Annotated in this window: 17 protein-coding genes; 8 read left to right on the forward strand and 9 right to left on the reverse strand. The window is 74.6% G+C overall.

Annotated features, from left to right (window positions below; translation table 11 throughout):
• Positions 1-117 precede the first annotated feature (117 nt).
• From ABD126_RS31550 to ABD126_RS31560, 3 genes are read left to right on the forward strand one after another with little or no spacing between them, the layout of a single operon-like run.
• A complete protein-coding gene (locus ABD126_RS31550; protein ID WP_343937885.1) occupies positions 118-798 on the forward strand; it encodes a response regulator transcription factor in 681 nt (226 codons plus the stop codon).
• Positions 795-2,147 carry a HAMP domain-containing sensor histidine kinase gene (locus ABD126_RS31555; RefSeq protein WP_343937887.1) on the forward strand — a complete coding sequence of 451 codons (1,353 nt, stop codon included), beginning with the start codon at positions 795-797 and terminating at the stop codon, positions 2,145-2,147. The genes ABD126_RS31550 and ABD126_RS31555 overlap by 4 nt, the downstream gene beginning before the upstream one ends.
• Positions 2,083-2,685, forward strand: coding sequence for an HD domain-containing protein (locus tag ABD126_RS31560; protein ID WP_343937889.1), 603 nt, complete (start codon positions 2,083-2,085; stop codon positions 2,683-2,685). The genes ABD126_RS31555 and ABD126_RS31560 overlap by 65 nt, the downstream gene beginning before the upstream one ends.
• On the opposite strand, the gene ABD126_RS31565 is transcribed toward ABD126_RS31560, so the two are convergent.
• Genes ABD126_RS31565 through ABD126_RS31575 form a run of 3 tightly spaced genes read right to left on the reverse strand, consistent with a single transcriptional unit; the run spans position 2,682 to position 6,517 of the window.
• The gene (locus ABD126_RS31565) at positions 2,682-4,715 is read right to left on the reverse strand and encodes an iron ABC transporter permease (RefSeq protein WP_343937891.1); all 2,034 of its coding nucleotides are present in this window, start codon (positions 4,713-4,715) and stop codon (positions 2,682-2,684) included. The genes ABD126_RS31560 and ABD126_RS31565 overlap by 4 nt on opposite strands.
• Before the next feature lies 1 nt (position 4,716).
• Entirely contained in the window at positions 4,717-5,679 is a 963-nt protein-coding gene (locus ABD126_RS31570; RefSeq protein ID WP_343937893.1) for an ABC transporter substrate-binding protein, read from the reverse strand.
• Positions 5,680-5,710: 31 nt separating this feature from the next.
• Positions 5,711-6,517, reverse strand: coding sequence for an ABC transporter ATP-binding protein (locus ABD126_RS31575; protein ID WP_343937895.1), 807 nt, complete (start codon positions 6,515-6,517; stop codon positions 5,711-5,713).
• A 323-nt stretch (positions 6,518-6,840) separates the two neighbouring features.
• On the opposite strand from ABD126_RS31575, the gene ABD126_RS31580 reads away from it, so the two are divergent.
• On the forward strand, positions 6,841-9,462 hold the full coding sequence (locus tag ABD126_RS31580) for an AfsR/SARP family transcriptional regulator (RefSeq protein WP_343937897.1): 2,622 nt from the start codon (positions 6,841-6,843) through the stop codon (positions 9,460-9,462).
• Here ABD126_RS31580 and ABD126_RS31585 read toward each other — a convergent pair.
• Positions 9,459-9,662, reverse strand: a complete 204-nt coding sequence (locus ABD126_RS31585) for a hypothetical protein (RefSeq protein WP_343937899.1) — start codon at positions 9,660-9,662, stop codon at positions 9,459-9,461. The two genes, ABD126_RS31580 and ABD126_RS31585, sit on opposite strands and share 4 nt — an antisense overlap.
• Before the next feature lie 92 nt (positions 9,663-9,754).
• On the opposite strand from ABD126_RS31585, the gene ABD126_RS31590 reads away from it, so the two are divergent.
• The 4 genes from ABD126_RS31590 (at position 9,755) to ABD126_RS31605 (ending at position 15,822) form a co-directional block, all read left to right on the forward strand.
• Positions 9,755-10,324, forward strand: coding sequence for an NADPH-dependent FMN reductase (locus ABD126_RS31590; RefSeq protein ID WP_343937901.1), 570 nt, complete (start codon positions 9,755-9,757; stop codon positions 10,322-10,324).
• 1 nt (position 10,325) lies between these two features.
• A complete protein-coding gene (locus ABD126_RS31595) occupies positions 10,326-11,309 on the forward strand; it encodes a zinc-binding dehydrogenase (protein WP_343937903.1) in 984 nt (327 codons plus the stop codon).
• Between the two features lie 2 nt (positions 11,310-11,311).
• Positions 11,312-13,966: a helix-turn-helix transcriptional regulator gene (locus ABD126_RS31600; protein ID WP_343937905.1), complete on the forward strand. Its 2,655-nt coding sequence runs from the start codon at positions 11,312-11,314 to the stop codon at positions 13,964-13,966.
• A gap of 86 nt (positions 13,967-14,052) precedes the next feature.
• Positions 14,053-15,822 carry a family 20 glycosylhydrolase gene (locus ABD126_RS31605; protein WP_343937907.1) on the forward strand — a complete coding sequence of 590 codons (1,770 nt, stop codon included), beginning with the start codon at positions 14,053-14,055 and terminating at the stop codon, positions 15,820-15,822.
• A 44-nt stretch (positions 15,823-15,866) separates the two neighbouring features.
• On the opposite strand, the gene ABD126_RS31610 is transcribed toward ABD126_RS31605, so the two are convergent.
• Genes ABD126_RS31610 through ABD126_RS31630 form a run of 5 tightly spaced genes read right to left on the reverse strand, consistent with a single transcriptional unit; the run spans position 15,867 to position 19,821 of the window.
• Positions 15,867-16,430, reverse strand: coding sequence for a 1,2-dihydroxy-3-keto-5-methylthiopentene dioxygenase (locus ABD126_RS31610; protein WP_343937909.1), 564 nt, complete (start codon positions 16,428-16,430; stop codon positions 15,867-15,869).
• A complete protein-coding gene (mtnB, locus tag ABD126_RS31615; protein WP_343937911.1) occupies positions 16,427-17,032 on the reverse strand; it encodes a methylthioribulose 1-phosphate dehydratase in 606 nt (201 codons plus the stop codon). Before mtnB ends, ABD126_RS31610 begins: the two co-directional genes overlap by 4 nt.
• Positions 17,029-17,694: an acireductone synthase gene (mtnC, locus tag ABD126_RS31620; protein WP_343937913.1), complete on the reverse strand. Its 666-nt coding sequence runs from the start codon at positions 17,692-17,694 to the stop codon at positions 17,029-17,031. The genes mtnB and mtnC overlap by 4 nt, the downstream gene beginning before the upstream one ends.
• The gene (locus ABD126_RS31625) at positions 17,687-18,697 is read right to left on the reverse strand and encodes a s-methyl-5-thioribose-1-phosphate isomerase (protein ID WP_343937915.1); all 1,011 of its coding nucleotides are present in this window, start codon (positions 18,695-18,697) and stop codon (positions 17,687-17,689) included. Before ABD126_RS31625 ends, mtnC begins: the two co-directional genes overlap by 8 nt.
• On the reverse strand, positions 18,697-19,821 hold the full coding sequence (locus ABD126_RS31630) for an acyl-CoA dehydrogenase family protein (RefSeq protein ID WP_343937917.1): 1,125 nt from the start codon (positions 19,819-19,821) through the stop codon (positions 18,697-18,699). The genes ABD126_RS31625 and ABD126_RS31630 overlap by 1 nt, the downstream gene beginning before the upstream one ends.
• Between the last annotated feature and the right edge of the window lie 37 nt (positions 19,822-19,858).

Genomic DNA, 19,858 nt, shown 5'->3' on the forward strand with positions numbered 1-19,858 from the left:
CCCCCGCGCCGGTCGTCGCCCGGGTCGGCCGCTCCTGGCGGCACGCGCGGGACATTTACCGAACCCGAACGCGCGCGGCGACCTGAACGCGACCGCCGCCGTGCCACGATTCCCGCCGTGCAACCCGAGGGCCGTGGGCTGGTGCTGGTCGTGGAGGACGAGCGGGCGATCGCCGAGCTGGTCACGCTCTACCTGCGCCGCGACGGGTTCGGCGTGCACGTCGAGACCGACGGGCGGGCGGCGCTCGCGGCCGTGCGGCGGCTCAAGCCGGTCGCCGTGCTGCTGGACGTGGGCCTGCCGGGCCTGGACGGCGTCGAGGTGTGCCGGGCGCTGCGCGCGGCGGGCGACTGGACGCCGGTGCTGTTCGTGACCGCCCGCGACGACGAGGTGGACCGCGTGCTGGGCCTGGAGCTGGGCGCGGACGACTACGTGACCAAGCCGTTCAGCCCGCGCGAGCTGGTGGCCCGGGTGCGGACCGTGCTGCGCCGCGGCACGCCCCAGGTCACCTCGGTGCACGTGCTGGGCCGGGTCCGGCTGGACACCGACCGGCGGCGCGCGTGGGTGGACGAGACCGAGGTCGCGCTGACGTCCACCGAGTTCGACCTGCTCGCCCACCTCATGCGCCACCCGGGCCGCGTGTTCGCCCGGGAGCAGCTGCTCAGCGCGGTGTGGGGCTACGCGGCGGCGGCCGGGACGCGGACCGTGGACGTGCACGTGGCGCAGCTGCGCGCCAAGCTCGGCGACCCCAACCCGATCCGCACCGTGCGCGGCGTCGGCTACTCGGCGGAGGGGCCGTGACCAGCACTCGGCGGACCAGCCTGGCGTTCCGGATCACCGCGCTGTGCCTGGCCGTCGCCGGCGTGGCGGTGATCGTGGCGGGCCTGGTGTCCGCCCGGCTGGTGCTGGGCGCCTCCCGCGAGGTGGCCCGCGCGTCGCTGTCCGACCAGGCCGACGTGGTCACCGAGCAGCTCGGCGAGATGGGCCGCAACGCCCGCCTCCGCGTGGTCGAGGTGCTGCGCGGGCAGGACATCGACGTGGTCGCCATCGGTCCGAACGGGCGGATGGTGGGCGACCCGCAGGCGGTGCGCGCGGTCCGGCAGGTCACCGGCGCGTCCGGCACGGTCGGGGACCTGCTGGTCGAGGTGCGGGAGAACGTCGCCCTGGTCCAGCGCGCCGACAACGCCGGGCTGGGCCGCCAACTCGTCCGCAACATCCTGTTCGCGCTGGGTGTGGGCCTGCTGGTCGCCGCGGTGGCCGGGTTCCTGCTGGGCAAGCTGGTCGCCCGGCCGCTGCGCCAGACCGCGAACGTCGCCCAGACCATGAGCACCGGCCGCCGCGACCTGCGCGCCCCCGAGCACGGCCCGGCCGAGGTGGCGGAGGTGGGCGGCGCGGTGAACGCCCTCGCTGACGCCCTGGCCCGCAGCGAGGCCCGGCAGCGGGAGTTCCTGCTGTCGGTGTCCCACGAGCTGCGCACCCCGCTGACCGCGGTCACCGGGTTCGCCGAGTCGCTGGCCGACGGCGTGGTCTCCGGCGACGACGTGCCCCGGGTCGGCCGGACCATCGGCGAGGAGGCCCACCGGCTGGACCGCCTGGTCACCGACCTGCTCGACCTGGCCCGCCTGGGCGCGGACGACTTCACGGTGGACCTGGCCGACGTGGACCTGCGGGACCTGGTGTCCTCCGCCGCGCGGGTGTGGCACGCGCGGTGCGCGGCGAAGGGCGTCGAGTTCCGCCTGGACCTGCCCGCGGACGCCCGGCCCGCCCGCACCGACCCCCGCCGCCTGCGCCAGGTCCTCGACGGCCTGCTGGAGAACGCGCTGCGCCTGACCCCGCCCGGCCGCCCGGTCGTGCTGGCCCTGGGCGACGCGCTGGAGGTGCGGGACGGTGGTCCGGGCCTGTCCGAAGAGGACTACCGGGTCGCGTTCGAACGCGGCGCCCTGCACGCCAAGTACGAGCGGTCGAGGCCGGTGGGCACCGGCGTGGGCCTGGCCCTGGTGCACGGCCTGGTGACCAGGCTGGGCGGCACGATCACCGCCGGTCCGGCGCCCGAGGGCGGCGCGGCCTTCACCGTACGCTTGCCCCATGCTGGAAGCGTTGTGGGACAAGGCGGTCCAGGCCCTGGGCGGACGTCCGGGCACGGCGGGTGACCTGGCGGCGCGGTACGCCGAGCCGCACCGCGGCTACCACAACGCGGCCCACGCGCTGGCCGTGACCAGGGACGTCACCGCCCTGGCCGCGCACCGGAGCCCCGAGGAGCAGGCGGTCCTGGCGCTGGCCGCCCTCGCCCACGACGTCGTCTACGCCGGCCGGCCGGGCGAGGACGAACGCGACAGCGCCGCCTGGGTCCGCACCCGGCTGGCCGAAGCCGGCGTGGACCCCGCACCGGTCGCCGACCTCGTCCTGGCGACCATCGACCACACCGCGGACGACGACCTGACCGCCCTGCTCATGGACGCCGACCTGGCCGTCCTGGGCGCGGACCCGGACGCTTACGAGCGCTACCGCCAGGCCGTGCGCCGGGAGTACGCCCACGTGCCGGAGGACGCCTGGCGGGTCGGCCGGGCGCAGGTGCTGCGAGCCCTGTACGACCGGGACCCGCTCTACCGGTCCCCTCAGGCCCGCGACCGGTGGGAAGCCCAGGCCAAGCGGAACCTCGCCGCCGAACTGGAGTCCCTCCGCTCCTAGCGCGCTTCCCTGGTGCGCCACAGGACGACGACGAAGTAGGGCGTGCCGAGCAGGGCGATGACCAGGCCCGCCGGGATCTGCGCCGGCGAGATGACCGTGCGGCCCAGCGTGTCGGCCGCGCTGACCAGCACCGCGCCCACCGCCGCCGCCACCGGCAGCACCCGGCCGTGCCGGCCGCCCACCAACGACCTGGCCAGGTGCGGCGCGACCAGGCCGACGAAGGCCACCACGCCGATCGCCGCCACGGCCGTCGCCGCCAGCGCCCCCGACCCGGCCAGCACCGCGAGCCGCGACCGCTCGACCCGCAGGCCGAGCACCCGGGGCGTGTCCTCGTCGAGGCTGTGCAGGTCCAGTTCGCGGTGCCGCCACCACAGCAGCGGGGTCACCACCAGCAGGGCCAGGGCGACCGGGAGCACCTGGTCCAGCGTCCGGCCGTAGGTCGAGCCGGACAGCCAGGTCAGGGCCTTCGCCGAGTTCCACGGGTCCGACACCACGATCAGCAGCGTGATCAGGGCCATGCCCGCCGACCACAGCGCGATGCCGATGACCACCAGCCGGTCCGGGTCCAGGCCCTTGCGCCAGGCCAGGCCGTAGACCAGCGCGAACGCGAGCAGCGCGCCCGCACCGGCCGCGCCGGCGATGTGCCACGCCCCGGCCAGGGGGACGAGCGTGATCATGGCGATCGCGCCCAGGCCCGCGCCGGCGGTGATGCCGAGCAGACCGGGTTCGGCCAACGGGTTCCGGCTCACCGACTGGATGCCGCAGCCCGACAACGCCAGCGCCGCGCCCGCGAACAACGCCGCCAGCACGCGCGGGAGCCGTTGGTCCAGCACGAAGGTCAGGGCGGTGCCGGTGCGGCCGGACACCCAGTTGACCAGGTCTCCCAGCAGCACCAACCGGTCCCCGAGCAGCAGCCCGACCACGGGCGCGACGGCCAGCAGCACCGCCAGCGCCACGCCGACCGCGGCCAACCTGCGCCGCGACCCGGCGACCCCGACCCGGCCGGCCGGGGCCTGGCGCGCGCCACCGCCGGAGGACCGGCCGCGGCGCGCCAGCCACACCAGCAGCGCCGCGCCGACGATCGTCGTGGTGACGCCGGTGGGCACGCGCAGCGCCTCCGCCGACCCGAGCACCGCGCGCAGCAGCACGTCCGCGCCCAGCACCAGCAGCACGCCGACCAGGCCGGACACCGGCAGCAGCACCCGGTGCACGGCGAGCTTGGGCGCGATCGGCGTGAGCAGCTTGGTGATCACGGGCGCGGCCAGGCCGACGAACCCGACCGGGCCGGCCACCGTGACGGCGGCGGCGGTCAGCGCGACGGTCAGCAGCACCGCCGACACCCGCGTCCGCCGCACCTTGAGGCCGAGCAGGGCGGCGTTGTCGTCGCCCAGGGCGAGGATGTCCAGCGACCGTCCCATGAGGACCAACACCGCGACCGCGACGACCACGACGGGCGTCATCCGCGCGGTCGCGTCGAGGTCGCTCACGGTCAGGGAACCGCTGCCCCACGCGAAGAGCCCGGTCGTCTCCTGCTCGAACATCAGCAGGAACAGGATGGTCAGCGACTGCAACGCCAGCGCCACCGCCGACCCCACCAGCACCAGGCGCGGGCTCGTCGACCCGCCGCCGGACAGGCCCAGCACCACCGACGCCGCCGCCAGACCGCCCGCGAAGGCCAGCACACCGGCGGGCAGCGTCGGCAGGGCCAACCCGAAGGCGGCGACCACGACGACGGCCAGGTGCGCGCCCGCGTTGACGGCCAGGGTGTCCGGCGACGCCAACGGGTTGCGCGCCACGGACTGCATGCCCGCGCCCGCCACGCCGATCGCGACGCCGAGCAGCAACGCCGTCAGCAGCCGCGGGACGCGGGAACCCTCCAGCACCGCGAGGGTCTGCGCGTCCCCCTGTCCCAGCAGTGCCTGGAGGATGTCGAGCACGCCGGTGTCGGACGTGCCCTGGGTGAGGTGGACGGCGGAGAGCGCGGCGATGGCCACCACGATCCCCGCCGTCACGGCGGCGGTGCGCAGCACGTCAGGCGGTGACGGCGCGGACGAGCTGGTCGGCGATCGAGCCCACGGACTTCGGGCCGCCGAACGTCCACGTGCCCGTGTCGAGCTTCGTGACCTTCTTGGACGCCACGAACGGGAGCCGCTGCCACACCGGGTTCCGCGCCAGGCCGGTGGTGAACACGTCGTCCTCGGAGGCGCTGTAGAACAGGACGGTCTTCGGGTCGGTCAGGCCGGACAGGCCCTCGACGTCGGTCTGGCCCAGGCCCCACTGCGGGTCCACCTGGCCGGTCCACGCGTTCTTCAGGCCGACCTGCTCGGCGACGTCGGAGACCAGCGAGCCCTTGCCGAACGGGCGGATGCTGACCGTGCTGCCCTCCAGCCAGCCGTCGGCCATGAGGAACGGCGTGCCCGAGGCGCCCCCGGCCTCCACCGCCTTGCGGCCCTCGGCGAGCTTGGCGTCCATGTCGGACAGCAGCTTGTCGCCCTCGGCGGACTTGCCGACCGCCTTGGCGATCATCCGCACGTCCTCGCGCAGGCGGTCGAGGTTGCGGGCGGCGTCGCTGGACTTGGTGACCACGACCGGGACGTACTTCTCCAGCTGCGGCACCAGGGTCGAGTCGCGCTCCTGGGCCATGACCACGACGTCCGGGTCGAGCGCGACGATCGCGTCCACGCTCGGCTCGGACCGCTTGCCGATGTCCTTGACCGACGCGTCCAGCGGGGCGGCGGCGTTCCACGTCTTGTAGCCGGCGGTGTCGGCGACGCCGACGGGCATGACGCCCAGCGAGGCGACGATCTCGGCCTCGCCCCACTCCAGCGCGACGACCTTCCGCGCCGGCGCCTTCAGCTCGACGTTCTTGCCGCGGGCGTCGGTGACGGTGACGGGACCGCCGGCCGCCGTCGTGGGCGCGGCGGAGGTGTTCTCCGTGGTGCCGCAGGCGGTGAGCACGATCGCGGCGGCCGCGATCAGGGCGGGGATGCGCATGGTTGTTCCTTCGAGCTTCTCGGGGGGTTGGTCAGACCGGGCGGGGCGTGTGCCGGCCGACGGGACGGCAGTGCACGGTGCCGGTGACCGGGTCGTGCGCGACGTGGACGGTGATGCCGTAGGCGTGCGTCAGGTGCTCGGCGGTCAGGACGTCGCCGACCGGGCCGTCCGCGACCACCCGCCCCTCGCACAGCAGCACGACCCGGTCCGCGACGGTCGCCGCGTGGTCGAGGTCGTGCAGCACCACGCCGACCGCGACACCGTGGTCGGTGGCGAGGTCGCGCACCACGTCCAGGACCTCGACCTGGTAGCGCAGGTCGAGGTGGTTGGTGGGCTCGTCCAGCAGCAGCACGGAGGTCTCCTGCGCCAGGCACGACGCGAGCCAGACGCGCTGCAACTCGCCGCCGGACAGCTCGTCCACGCCGCGGTCGGCCATGTCCTTGACGCCGGTCAACGCCATGGCCCGCTCGATCGCCGCGGTCCCGTCCCGGTCCACGCCGCGCCAGCCGGCGCGGTAGGGGTGGCGGCCGTAGGCGACGACGTCGCGCACGGACACGCCGGAGGGCGTGGGGCGGTGCTGGGTGAGCAGCGTGACGTTGCGGGCGAACTCCTTGCCGGACAACGTGGTGACGGCGAGGTCGCCGAGCCGGACGGTGCCGTCCTTCGGCTTGTGCAGGCGGGCGAGCGAACGCAGGACGGTCGACTTGCCGGACCCGTTGGGCCCGACGAGGGCGGTGACGGTGCCGGGGCGCAGGTCCAGCGAGACACCGTGCACGACCGTGCGGTCGTGGTGCGCGAGCACCAGTTCCCGACCGCTGAGCGACACGTCCGTAGGCATGAAGGTGAGGCTAACCTAAGCGAGCGGTTAACCCGAACGGGTGTGACCCCGGCCATCATCACGCCTCGGTAACACGAGCACAGCTCGCTTCCCCCGACAACCGCACCCCCATGCGGTAGTCGGGGGAAGCGAGTCCGCGCCGGAGGTCCCGGCCGGCGGGGGGCGCTCGGCCGGGACCTCCGGTCCCCTCCTGCGATGGCGGGGTCGTGGGGGGACCCCGCCGCCGACGCTCCACGGTCCACGTCGCGGCGACCAGCGTGCCGCCATGATCGGGGGCGAACCTAGGATGAACCTTGAACCGGCAGGTCAAGGGGGCTGCAAGCGTGGACTTCGGACTGCTCGGACCGGTCGAGGCGCGCGCCGGCGGCCGGCTGGTCGACCTCGGCCACACCCGGCAGCGGGCGGTGTTGGCGGCGTTGCTGCTCGACGACGGGCGGGCGGTGACCGTCGACCGGCTGGTGGACCGGGTGTGGGGCGAACGGCCGCCCCTGCGCGCCCGCGAGACGCTCTACGGGTACGTCTCCAAGCTGCGCGGACTCCTGCCGATCGAACGCCACCCCGCCGGGTACCGCCTGGAGGCCGCCACCGACCTCCACCGCTTCCGCGAACTGGTCCGGCAGGCCCGCACCAGCCCGCCCGAGGAGGCCGCGCCGCTCTACGACCAGGCCCTGCGCCTGTGGCGGGGCGACGCGCTGGCCGGCCTCGACTCGCCCTGGTTCGACGCCACCCGCGAAGCCCTGCACGCCGAGCGGCGGACCGTCGAGCTGGACCGCAACGACGTCGCCCTCGCCCTCGGCCACCACAGCGCCCTGCTGCCCGAGCTCCAGGCCCAGGCCCAGGAACACCCGCTGGACGAACGGCTCGCCGGCCAGCTCATCACCGCCCTGCACCGCGCCGGCCGCACGTCCGAAGCCCTGCGCCACTACGACGCGCTGCGCCGCGAACTGGCCGACCAGCTCGGCGCCGACCCCGGCGCGGCGCTCAAGGACCTGCACCTCAAGCTCCTCGGCCCGGAACCGGCCGTCCCCCGCCAGCTCCCGGCCCCGCAACGCTTCTTCACCGGCCGCACCGAGGAGCTGCACGACCTCGCCGAACCCGGCGGCACGGTCGTCATCACGGCCATCGGCGGCGCGGGCGGCATCGGCAAGACCGCGCTCGCCCTGCACTGGGCCCACCTGCACGCCGACGACTTCCCCGACGGCCAGCTCTACGTCAACCTGCGCGGCTTCGACCCGACCAGCGACCCCGTCCCGCCCGGCAACGCCCTGCGCGCCTTCCTGGAGGCCCTGGGCGTGGGCGACCCGCCCGCCGACCTCGACGCCCAGGCCGCCCTCTACCGCAGCCTGGTCGCCGACAAGCGGATGCTCGTCGTCCTGGACAACGCCCGCGACACGGCCCAGGTCACGCCCCTGCTGCCCGGCGGTCCCCGCTGCGCGGTCCTGGTCACCAGCCGCCAGCAGCTCGTCGGCCTGGTCAGCGCGAACGGCGCGAAGTCGGTCTCGCTCAACGTCCTGGACCCGCGCGAGGCCCGCGCGTTGCTCACCGCCCGCCTGGGCTGGCGCCGGATCACCGCCGAACCCGAGGTCGTGGACGCGCTCCTGGAGCTGTGCGGCGGCCTGCCGCTGGCGCTGAGCATCGTCGCCGCCCGCGCGCTGACCCAGCCCGACCTGCCGCTGGCCGCGCTCGCCGAGGAACTGGCCGAGCAACGCCTGGACGCCCTGGACGACCTGAGTTCCAGCCTGCGCACGGTCTTCGCCTGCTCGTTGCGGGTCCTGTCCCCGGACAGCCGCGCCCTGTTCGGCCTGCTCGGCCTGACCACCGCCGCCGACCTGAGCCTGCGCTCGATCGCCGCGCTGGCGGGCCTCACCCCGCCGCGCACGCGCACCCTGTTGCGCGAACTGGAGTTCGCCCACCTCGTCCAGCAACACGTGGTGGGCCGCTACCGCATGCACGACCTGGTGCGCCTCTACGCCGCCGAGGTGGCCCCGGACGACCCCGCCGCCCTGCGCCGCTTCGTCGGCTACTTCGCCGCCACGGCCCACGCCGGCGACCGCCTGATCGAGCCGCACCGCCCGCCCGTCGACCCGCCCGGGGGCGAAGCGGTCCCCCTGCCCGACGTCACGGCGGCGATGGACTGGTTCGACCGCGAGTACGAGTCCCTGCTGGCCGCCCACCGCCAAGCCACCGCCCGCGAGTGGCACGAACTGGTCTGGCACATGGCGTGGGCGCTCACGAACTACCACCTGCGCCGCGGCCACGCCGCCGAGGACCTGGCCGTCTGGCGGGCCGCCCTGACCGCGGCGGAAGCCCTGGGCGACAAGGACAAGCAGGTGGCGGCGCACAAGTTCGTCGGCATGGCCCTGGTGGACGTGGGCGGCTACGACCAGGGCAACCACCACCTGCGCCAAGCCCTCGACCTGGTCACCGACGACTACGGCAAAGCAGCCGCCCACCGGGCCGTGGCGTGGGCCCTGGAGCACCAGGGCGACCTGGAAGGCGCGCTGGAACACGCCAACGCCCAACTGGTCCTGTTCCGGGCCCTGGACATCCCCGTCCGCATCGCCGAAGCCCTCAACGACGTCGGCTACCGGGCCGCCCGCCTGGGCGACTACGAGCAAGCCGAACGGCACTGCCGCGAAGCCCTGGCGCTGAACCGGGAACTGGGCCACCGGGACGGCGAAGCGGCGACCTCGGACAGCCTCGGCTACATCGCCCACCGGCACGGCCGGGCCGCCGACGCCCTGGAGCACTACCACCACGCCCTGGCCGTCTACCGGGAGCTGGACAACTCCTACGAGCAGGCCAGCGTCCTGCGGCACCTGGGCGACGTGCAGGCGGAACTGGGCGACACCGACGCGGCCCGGTCCTCCTGGCGCCAGGCCCTGACGCTGTTCGAGGCGCAGGGCCGGGTGAAGGACGCCGAGGAGGTGCGCGGGCTCCTCTAGCCCCGCCGGGCCGGGAGCGGCGCCACCCCGCCCAGCGCCACCCCGCCCAGCGCCACCACCGCGGTCAGCACGGCGACACCGGTCCGCAACCCCGACGCGCTGTCCCCCGCCCCCGACACGACCAGGGCCGCCACCGCCGACACCAGCACGCGCCCGCCCGCGGCGGATCCGTCACGCGACCGGTCGCCCTCCCCGGTCACCGCAAGCCGACCGACCAGTCACGTGACAGATGCCCGCCCGGTCGACCGGCTCCTAACTTCGGTGCCCAGGCAACGAGGAGGGAACGAGAACAATGATCAAGCTCGCGGTCATCGTCGGCAGCACCCGCAAGGGCCGGTTCGCGCCGGTCGTGGCGGACTGGTTCACCGCGCAGGCCCGGCAGCGCCCCGACCTCGACGTGGACGTGCTGGACCTGGCCGACGCGGGCCTGCCCGACGTGCTGCACGGGTTCGGCGAGGAGCCCGCCGACGAGGTCAAGGCCGTGTCGCCGCGCCTGGCCGGGGCCGACGCGTTCGTGGTGGTCACCCCGGAGTACAACCACAGCTTCCCCGCGCCGCTGAAGAGCGCGATCGACTGGCACTACACCGAGTGGCAGGCCAAGCCCGTCGGGTTCGTCTCCTACGGCGGGCACGGCGGCGGGCTGCGGGCCGTCGAGCAGCTGCGGCTGGTCTTCGCCGAGCTGCACGCCGTCACCATCCGGGACACGGTCAGCTTCCACGACGCGTGGACGCGGTTCGACGACGACGGGAACCCGGTGGACGCCGAGGCCGTCAACGGCGCCGCCAAGACCATGCTGGACCAGCTCGTCTGGTGGGGCGCCGCGCTCAAGGACGCCCGCGCGAAGCGGCCGTACGAGGTCTGACGTGCGTGCCATCCGCCTGCGCGGGTTCGGTCCCGCCGACGCGCTCGAACCGGCCGAGGTCGAGGACCCGCGCCCCGGCCCCGGCCAGGTCCGGATCGCCGTGCGGGCCGCCGGGGTGCGGTTCGTGGACACGCTGGTCCGGCGCGGGGACGGGCCGTGGCGGCCGGAGCCGCCGCTGGTGCCGGGCAGCGAGGTCGCGGGGGTCGTGGACGCGGTCGGCGCGGGCGTGCCGGCCGACTGGGTCGGGCGGCGGGTCGTCGCGCAGCTCGGCTTCGCCTTCGGCGGGTACGCCGAGTGGGCCGTGCGGGAGGTCGACGCGGTGCACGTCGTGCCGGACGGGCTGTCGCTCGAAGCGGCCGTGGCGATGGTCTGCACCGGGGCGACCGCGGTGGGCGTGCTGGACGCGGCGGCGTTGCGGCCCGACGACGTGGTGCTGGTGACGGCGGCGGCGGGCGCGGTCGGGCACCTGCTGGTGCAGGGCGCGGCCCGGTCGGGCGCGTTCGTCGTGGGGGCCGCGGGGTGCGGGGAGAAGCGGCGCACGGTGCTGCGGTCGGGGGCCGCGGTCGCCGTGGACTACCGGGAACCGGGTTGGGAGGACCGGGTGCGGATCGCGCTGGGCGGTCGGGAGGTGGGGGTCGTGCTGGACGGGGTCGGCGGCGCGGTCGGGCGCTCGGCGCTGGAGCTGGTCGCGCCGGGCGGTCGGGTGGTGATGTTCGGCACGTCCTCGGGCGAGCCGACCGAGGTGTCCACAGTGGACTTGTTCGAGCGGGCGCTGAGCGTCACGGTCGCCGTCGGGCCGCACGTGGCGCGCAGGTCCGGCGGGGTGCGGGCGGTGGAGGCGCGGGCGCTGGCCGAGGCCGCCGCCGGCCGGTTCGCGCCGGTGGTGCAGGCGTTCCCGCTCGCCGAGGCCGCCGCCGCGCACGCGGCGCTGGAGCGGCGGCGGACGACGGGCAAGGTCGTGCTCGTGCCGGCGTTAGGGTCGTGACCATGCTGTACGGACGCTCGGCGGACCTCGCGCGCCTGGACGACCTGCTCGCCGAGGCGCGGGCGGGGCGCAGCGGCGCGCTGGTCGTGCGCGGCGAGGCCGGGATCGGCAAGTCCGCGCTGCTGGACCTGCTCGCGCAGCGCGCCGGGGACTTCCGGGTGCTGCGCGCGACCGCCGTCGAGGCGGAGTCGGTGGTGCCCTTCGCCGGGCTGAACCTGCTGCTGCGCCGGGTGGTCGGCGCGCTGGACGGGTTGCCGCCCAAGCAGGCGGGCGCGCTGCGCTCCGCGCTGGGCCTGGCCGCGCCGGACGGCGGCGACTGCTTCCTGGTGGGCCTGGCCGTGCTGACCCTGCTCGCCGACCTGGCCGAGCGGGGCCCGGTGCTGTGCCTGGTGGACGACGCGCACTGGCTCGACCCGGGGTCTGCCGACGCCCTGCTGTTCGCCGCGCGGCGGCTGGACGCCGACGGCGTCGCCCTGGTGTTCGCGGCCCGGGACCTGCACGCGCCGCCGTTCCCCGCGCCCGGCCTGCCCGAGCTGCGGCTGACCGCGCTGTCGGCGGCGGACTCGGCCGTGCTGCTCGACGAGCACGCCGCCGACCTGCCCCGGTACGTGCGGGAGCGGATCGCGCAGGAGGCCCGCGGCAACCCGTTGGCGCTGCTGGAACTGCCCGCCGCGCAGCGCGAGGGGCACATCCCGGCCGCGCACGGCCTGCGGGTGGCCGCGCTGCCCACGCACAGCCGCATCCAGCAGACCTTCGCCGACCGCATCGGGACGCTGCCGCCGGCCACGCGCGACCTGCTGCTGGTGGCCGCCGCCGACGACACCGGCGACCCGGGCGTGGTGTTCAAGGCGTCGGAACTGTTGGGCGCGGGGTTGGGCGACCTGGAGGCGGCCGAGCAGCGGCAGTTGCTGCGCTCGGACGAGGGGCGGCTGGCGTTCCGGCACCCGCTGATCCGCGCGGCGGCCTACCAGAGCGCGCCGCTGGTGCGGCGGATGGCCGTGCACCGGGCGCTGGCCGAGGTGTCCGAGGACGCCTTCCGCGCCGCCTGGCACCTGGCCGCCGCCGTGACCGGACCGGACGAGGAGGTCGCGCGGGCGTTGGCGCGGTCGGCCGAGGACGCCCGCAACCGGGGCGGGTACGCGGCCGTGGCCGCCGCCTACCAGCGGGCCGCCGAGCTGAGCCCGTCCGTGGTGGACCGGGGCAAGCGCCTGGTGAACGCCGCCCGAGCGGCCCTGGACGCGGGCCAGTACGACCGCGCCGCCGCGCTCGCCGACCAGGCGGGCGACCTGCTGGACCAGCCGCTGGAGCACGCCCGCATCGCGCGCGTGCGGGCGGTGGTGGCGGCCGAGCGGGGTCGTGGGGCGGAAGCCGCCGCCGTGCTGGCGAAGGCCGCGTACTGCGCGGTGAAGGGCGACCCGGTGCTGGCGGGAGACCTGCTGTTCGCCGCGGCGAGCAGCGCGTGGACGGTCCGCGACCTGGACGCCGTGCGGGCGGTGGCCGACCAGGCGGAGGGGCTGCCCGGCGCGGCGGACGTGCGGGCGGTGGCGCGGGCCGCGACCGGGCTGGACGGCGGTGACGTGGCGGACGGGATGGCCGCGTTGCGGTCGCTGGTGGCCGGCCCCCGCGTCGACCACGCGCAGGCCGCCTGGTGGCTGCTGGTCCTGGGTGACGACGAGGCCGCCTACGAGCGGGCGGCGGCCGTGGAGCGGGAGAGCCGGGCCACCGGTCGGCTGGGCATGTTGCCGCGCGCCCTGGCCTACCTGGCGCGGGGACGGCTGCACCTGGGCCGGCTGCGCGACGCCCGCGCGACCGCCGAGGAGGGGCTGCGGATCGCCGCCGACATCGGGCAGGTGTTCAGCGTCGGCTACCTGCACAGCGTGCTGTCCGAGCTGGCCGCGATCGAGGGCGACGAACAGCGGTGCCGGGACGCGGTCGCGGTGCTGGAGGGCGACGCGTCGCGGTCGGTCCGCGCCGCGTGCGCGCTGGCGCTGCTGGACCTGGGGCTGGGCCGCTACGACGCGGTGCTGGACCGGTTGGCCGACGTGGCGTCGGGCGCGCACCGGCTGTACGCGATCGCCAGCCTGCCGGACCTGGTCGAGGCGGCCGTGCGCGTGGGGAACCCGTCCGTGGCGCGGGGTTCCTTCGAGTGGTACGAGCAGTGGGCGCAGGAGTCGGGCCGGCCGTGGGCGCGGGCGGTGGCGGCGCGCTGCCGGGCGTTGATGACCGACGACGAGCGCTGGTACGCGGAGGCCGTCGAGCTGCACCGCGCCGACAGCCGGCCGTTCGAACGGGCCCGCACCGAGCTGCTGTACGGCGAGTGGCTCCGGCGCGCCCGCCGCCGCAACGACGCCCGCACCCACCTGCGCGCCGCCCTGGACGCCTTCGACCGCCTGGGCGCCGTGCCGTGGTCCGCCCGCGCCCGCACGGAGCTGCGCGCCACCGGCGAGAGCCGCGCCGTGCCGGGGCCGGACCCGTTGAGCGCGTTGACGCCGCAGGAGTTGCAGGTGGTGCGGCTGGCGGCGGAAGGCCTGAGCAACCGGGACATCGGGGCGCAGCTCTTCCTGAGCCCGCGGACCGTCGGCTACCACCTCTACAAGGCCTACCCGAAGCTCGGCGTGGCCTCGCGGGTGGAGCTGGGCAAGCTCGACCTGGGCTGAAGTGGTCTAGACCCATTGACACGGGTCGCCGGGATGCCGACGCTGGAGCGCACGTGTGGCCGCCGCCCGCTTCCCGAGGAGGACCCGTGACACTCCGAGCGAGGGTGGCCCGCGCGCTCGCCGTCCTGGCGCTGCTGCTCGGCGCGACCGTCGCGTGGAACGCCGCTTCCACGCCCGTGACCGCGTCGGCGGCCGAGCCGTTGCAGAGCATCGTGCCGGTGCCGGCGTCCGTGCAGGCCAACGCCGGTCAGGCGCACACCCTCACCGCGTCCACGACGATCCGCACGACCCCGGCCGCGCACGCCGTCGGCGACTTCCTGGCGGGCGTCCTGCGCCCGTCCACCGGCTTCCCGCTGCCGGTCGAGGACACCACCGGCACGCCGGCCGACGGCATCGCCCTGCTCATCGGCGGCGCGCCCGCGACCGTCGGCGACCAGGGCTACCAGCTCACCGTCACCACGGCGGCGGTGACGCTGCGCGCCAACACCCCCGCCGGCCTGTTCGCGGGCGTGCAGACGCTGCGCCAACTGCTGCCCGGCAAGGTCGAGTCCACGAGCCCGCAGACCGGCCCGTGGACCGTCCCCGGCGCCACCATCACCGACCACCCGCGCTTCGGCCACCGCGGCGCGATGCTCGACGTGGCCCGCCACTTCCACCCCGTGGCGACGGTCAAGCGGTACATCGACCAGCTCGCCCTCTACAAGGTCAACTACTTCCACCTGCACCTGACCGACGACCAGGGCTGGCGCATCGTCATCGACAGCTGGCCCCGCCTGGCCACCCACGGCGGCAGCACGCAGGTCGGCGGCGGCCCCGGCGGCTACTACACCAAGGCGCAGTACCAGGAGATCGTCGCCTACGCGGCGGCGCGGCACATCACCGTGATCCCCGAGGTGGACCTGCCCGGCCACACCAACGCCGCGCTGGCCAGCTACGCGGAGCTGAACTGCAACGGCGTCGCGCCGGCGCTGCGCACGGACATCGCCGTCGGCTACAGCTCGCTGTGCGTGGGCAAGGAGATCACCTACCAGTTCGTGGAGGACGTGATCCGCGAGATCGCCGCCCTCACCCCCGGGCCGTACTTCCACATCGGCGGCGACGAGGCCAACGCCACGACCGACCAGGAGTACCAGACCTTCATGAACCGCGTGCTCCCGCTGGTCGGCAAGTACGGGAAGAAGGCCATGGGCTGGCACGAGTTCGTCAAGACCACCACGGACACGACGGCCGTCCCGCAGTACTGGGGCACGACGACGTCCAACGCGGTCGTCCAGGCCGCCGCCGCGCGCGGCAACAAGGTGCTGATGTCCCCGGCCAACAAGGCCTACCTGGACATGAAGTACAACTCCAGCACGCAGCTCGGCCTGAGCTGGGCCGGGTACATCGAGGTGCAGGACGCGTACAACTGGAACCCGGGCACCCACCTGTCCGGTGTCCCGGAGTCCGCGGTGCGGGGCGTCGAGGCTCCACTGTGGACGGAGACGATCGTGACCCCGGCCCACATCGACCACATGGCCTTCCCGCGCTTGGCGGTCATCGCCGAACTCGGCTGGTCCCCGTGGTCCACGCACAACTGGGACGCCTTCAAGGTGCGCCTCGGCGCGCAGGCCCCCCGCTGGACGGCGATGGGCATCGACTTCTACCGCTCGCCCCAGGTCCCCTGGGACAACGGCGGCACCACCACGACCACGACGACCACGTCCAACCCGCCCTCCGGCACGTGGGCCCCGTGGGTCAGCTACGCGACCGGCGCACAGGTGACCTACAACGGCTCGACTTACCGCTGCCGCCAGCCGCACACCTCCCAGCCGGGCTGGGAACCGCCGAACGTCCCGGCGCTCTGGGAACGCATCTAGCCGGTGACCCGCTCCACTCGTCTTCGCGGACGGGTGGAGCGGGTTCAGCGGGCGGCGGTGATCTCGTCGAACGTCGGGAACCTCGTGGCGATGTCGCTGCCGGTGAAGTTGCCGATCCACCCGTCGTCGTCGTGGAAGAACCGGATCGACACGTAGTCCGGCCGCGTCCCCATGTCGAACCAGTGCGTGGTGTTCGCCGGCACGCTCAGCAGGTCCCCCGCCTCGCACAGGACCGCGTACACGCGCTCGTCCACGTGCAGGTAGAAGATCCCCGAGCCGCGGGCGAAGAACCGGTCCTCGTCGTCGTCGTGCGTGTGCTCGGCCAGGAACTTCAGCCGGGCCTGACCCGCCGCCGCGAGCCACTCCGGGTCGTCGGACGGGGTCATCTCCATCGCGTCGACCAGGACGTAGCCCTCGGTCTCGGTGACCCGGGCGACCCGGTCGCGGTAGGCCTCCAGGGCGTTGTCCCTGGTGACGCCGGGCAGCACCGGCCACTGCTCGTACCGCACGCCGAGCCGCTTGAGCTCGGCGGCGATCTCGGCCGGGTCGGAGGTGCGCACCACCACGGTCCCGGGGTCGGTGTCCGGCCAGACGGTCAGCAGCGTCATCGCGGGTCCCTCCTCGTCTCCAGCCTCGAAGTCTCCACCTTGAAGCGCAGCAGCCACTCCAGGCATTCCAACCGGTGGCGGGCCTGCACGAGGTCGTCGCCCCACACGTACACGCCGTGCCGCGCCACGAGCAGCGCCGGCACGTCCTTGCGGAAGCCCGCCTCGAACGCGTCGCCCAGGACGCGCATGTCCTGGCTGTTCGGCACGACGGGCACGGTCACCACGTCGTCCGCCTGCCGGCCGAAGCCCTTGAGCATCTCCAGGTCGCGCAGCTCGACGCCGTCGGGCCAGAACTCGGCGGCCACGACCGTCGCCAGCGCGTGCACGTGGATCACCGCGCCGGCACCGGCCACCGCCGCGATCCGACCGTGCAGGCCGGCCTCGGCGGACGGGACGCGCACCGGGTCGTCGGTCTCGCCGTGCTCGTCGACGAGGACCACGTCGTCGGCCGTCAGCTCGCCCTTGTCCTTGCCGCTGACCGTGACCGCGAGCCGCAGCGGGTCGCGGTCCACGACCACCGACAGGTTGCCGGACGTGCCGCGCATCCAGCCCATCGCGGTGAACCGGGCGCACTCGGCGGCCAGCGCCTCGCCGGGGGTCACAGCGCGCTCACCGTCCGGTGCGGGCTGAAGTCCGCGTCGCCGTACGGCTCGCCCGGCCGCGCCACGCCGACGGTCTGCCAGCCGGCCTCGGCGGCGGCGTGCAGCTCGGCGGGGACGTCCGAGTAGAACGTGATGTCGTCGGACCCCAACGCTTCGGCGATCCTGTGGTACGACGCCGCCTCGCGCTTGGGGCCGGCGTTCACGGTGTCGAAGTGGTGCTCGAACAGCCCGCGCAGGTCGCCGTCGGTGGTGTGGCCGAAGAACGCGACCTGGCCCGCGACCGACCCGGACGAGAACACGGCCAGCTGCACGCCGTCCTCGTGCCACTTGCGCAGCGCCGGCACGACGTCCGGGAAGAACTCGGCGACCAGGTCGCCGACCGCGTACCCGCGCTGCCAGATCAAGCCCTGCAACGTCTTCAGCGGTGTGACCTTCTGGTCGGCGTCCATCCACCCGTGCAGCACCCGCACCAGCTCGTCCGTGCCACCGTCCACACCGGACAGTTCGCGGATCTGGGCGACCGCCTCCACCACGGCCGGGTCGTCGGCGTGGTCGTCGATCCACGGTCCCAGCCGGGGCCGGGCGTAGTCGTAGAGGGTGACCAGCACCTGGTCCGTGGCGGACAGGGTGCCTTCGATGTCGAGCACGACCCACTCAGTCATGAACGTCCTTGCTGTCGTAGTACTCCGCGAGCCGGTCCGGAGCGTACGCGCCGCGGTCGGTGACCACGGTGGTGACGAACCGCGGCGGCGTCACGTCGAACGCCGGGTACCAGCCCCGGGCCTTGTCGGTGGCGGTGCGCCGGCCCAGGGTGTGCAGCACCTCGTCGCCGGGCCGGTGCTCGATCGGCACGTCGGCGGCGGTGGGCGCGAGCCGGTCCGGGGCCTGCACCATGGCCAGGAACGGCACGTCGAACGCGTGCGCGGCGACGGCCAGGCCCAGCGTGCCGACCTTGTTGACCACGTGCCCGTCCATGGTGACCCGGTCGGCGGCGGTGAGCAGCACGTCCACCTGCTTCTCGGCGAACGCCGCCGCGCCCATGCCGTCGGTGACCAGCGTGGTGTCCACGCCCATCTCGGCGAGCGTCTCGGCGGTCAGTCGCGCGCCCTGGAGGTACGGGCGGGTCTCCGTGCAGAAGAACCGCAGGCGCTTGCCCGCCCGTTGAGCGGCCTTCACCGTCTCGGTCAGGTACAGGTCGGCCCAGCAGTGCGTCAGTACCGTGCCCTCGTCGGGCAGGAGGGCGGCGGTGTGCTCGCCCAACGCCCGGCTGCGCCCGCGGTAGCGCTCGTCGCCCTGCCGCGCGCCCGCCAGCGCGCCCGTCTCGACGTCGTCGGCCTGGTCGACGCCGGCCAGCACCGCCGCGACCGCCTTGCGCAGGGCGTTGTTGGTGCGGCGGGTCTCGACCAGCAGCGTCCCGGCGCGTTCCAGGTGCTCGCGGGCTTGGTCGCGGGGCAGGTCGCGGGCTTCGCGGGCGGCCAGGACCATGCCGTAGAGCGTGGCGAAGTACGGGCCGGAGGACTGGGTGACCATGTCCTCGATGGCCTTGGCGACCTCGGCGACGGTCGTGCAGCGCACCCAGGTCCGCTCGAACGGGAAGTTCCGGCGGTCGAGGATGAGCACGCCGTCGTCGTCGAGGCGGACGCTGTTCGCGAGGACGGGTTCCATCAGCTGTACCCGGTGAACGGCGCGCGCTCGCCGGTGAGGTGGTACGCGCCGAGTTCGCGTGCCTTGTAGGACACGGGGTCGTGCAGGGTCAGGGTGCGGGCGTTGCGCCAGAACCGGTCGAACGCGTAGCCGGCGGCCGTGGCCCGCGCGCCGCACAGCTCGAACACCTTGCTCGTGGTGTGGTTGGCGACCCTGGTGGAGACGACCTTGGCGGAGGTGATGCGGGCGGCGGCGGTGGCGCGCTGCTCGACGGTGAGGTCCGCGCCCAGGTCACTGGCCTCGCGCAAGGCTTCGGAGGCGGCGTCGGCGAGCAGGCCCGCGGCCTCGACGTCGGCGACGAGTTCGCCGTAGGTGGCGAGGATGTACGGGTCGGCGGTGGCCGCGTCCACGCCCGAGAGGAACCAGGGGCGGGTGGTGGTGCGGGTGTACTGGGCGGCCTCGGCCAGCGCGCCCTCCGCGAGGGCCACGTAGAGCTGGGCGAGGACGAGCTGGAAGCCGATCGCGGCCAGGGACTGGCGGGGGCTGTGCTCGTCGTGCGCGCCCAGGACGCGGTCCGCGGGGACCTCGACGCGGTCGAACGTGACGCCGCCGCTGGCGGTGAGGCGCTGGCCGATGTTGTCCCAGTCGCCGTGGTAGGTGATGCCCGGGGCCTTGGCGTCGAGGGTGAAGGTGACCTTGCCGCCGGTGTCCGTGCGGGTGGCGCTGACGACCAGCCGATCCGCCACCGACGCCCCGGTGGCGAACGTCTTGCGCCCGCTCACCAGGAACCCGCCGTCAACCGGCTCCAACCGCAACGCGGCATCCAGCGGATTGCTCACGCCCGCCCAGAACAGATCGTCGGACTCCTCAACAACAGGATTGTTGAACAATCCCCTCCGCCACACCTGGAGGTAGTGGTACCCGAGCAGGTGCCCGACGTTCCCGTCCGCCGCGCCGACGACCCGGGTGACGGCCTGCTGGGTCGCCCAGTCCCGAACCGCCAACAACCCGGCCCGCCGCAACACCTCGACCTCGGCGACGGGTTCGCGCCCGGCCCGGTCCCGCTGCGCGGCGTCCAACCGCAACCCGGTGGCCACCTCGTCGGCGACAGTCAGCCACTTCTGCCGACCATCGATGCTCGTCATCCAACAGCCTCCACGCTCTCGTGCTCCCAGCCAACCG

Source organism: Saccharothrix mutabilis subsp. mutabilis (assembly GCF_039521145.1).
Lineage (GTDB): Bacteria > Actinomycetota > Actinomycetes > Mycobacteriales > Pseudonocardiaceae > Actinosynnema > Actinosynnema mutabilis.

Coding starts and splice junctions, on each gene's coding strand:
- ABD126_RS31625 (WP_343937915.1), bottom strand. CDS start 18,697: ATGGAACCCGTCCTCGCGAACAGCGTCCGCCTCGACGACGACGGCGTG.
- ABD126_RS31600 (WP_343937905.1), top strand. CDS start 11,312: ATGCTGTACGGACGCTCGGCGGACCTCGCGCGCCTGGACGACCTGCTC.
- ABD126_RS31560 (WP_343937889.1), top strand. CDS start 2,083: ATGCTGGAAGCGTTGTGGGACAAGGCGGTCCAGGCCCTGGGCGGACGT.
- ABD126_RS31575 (WP_343937895.1), bottom strand. CDS start 6,517: ATGCCTACGGACGTGTCGCTCAGCGGTCGGGAACTGGTGCTCGCGCAC.
- ABD126_RS31610 (WP_343937909.1), bottom strand. CDS start 16,430: ATGACGCTGCTGACCGTCTGGCCGGACACCGACCCCGGGACCGTGGTG.
- ABD126_RS31590 (WP_343937901.1), top strand. CDS start 9,755: ATGATCAAGCTCGCGGTCATCGTCGGCAGCACCCGCAAGGGCCGGTTC.
- ABD126_RS31630 (WP_343937917.1), bottom strand. CDS start 19,821: ATGACGAGCATCGATGGTCGGCAGAAGTGGCTGACTGTCGCCGACGAG.
- ABD126_RS31570 (WP_343937893.1), bottom strand. CDS start 5,679: ATGCGCATCCCCGCCCTGATCGCGGCCGCCGCGATCGTGCTCACCGCC.
- mtnC (WP_343937913.1), bottom strand. CDS start 17,694: ATGACTGAGTGGGTCGTGCTCGACATCGAAGGCACCCTGTCCGCCACG.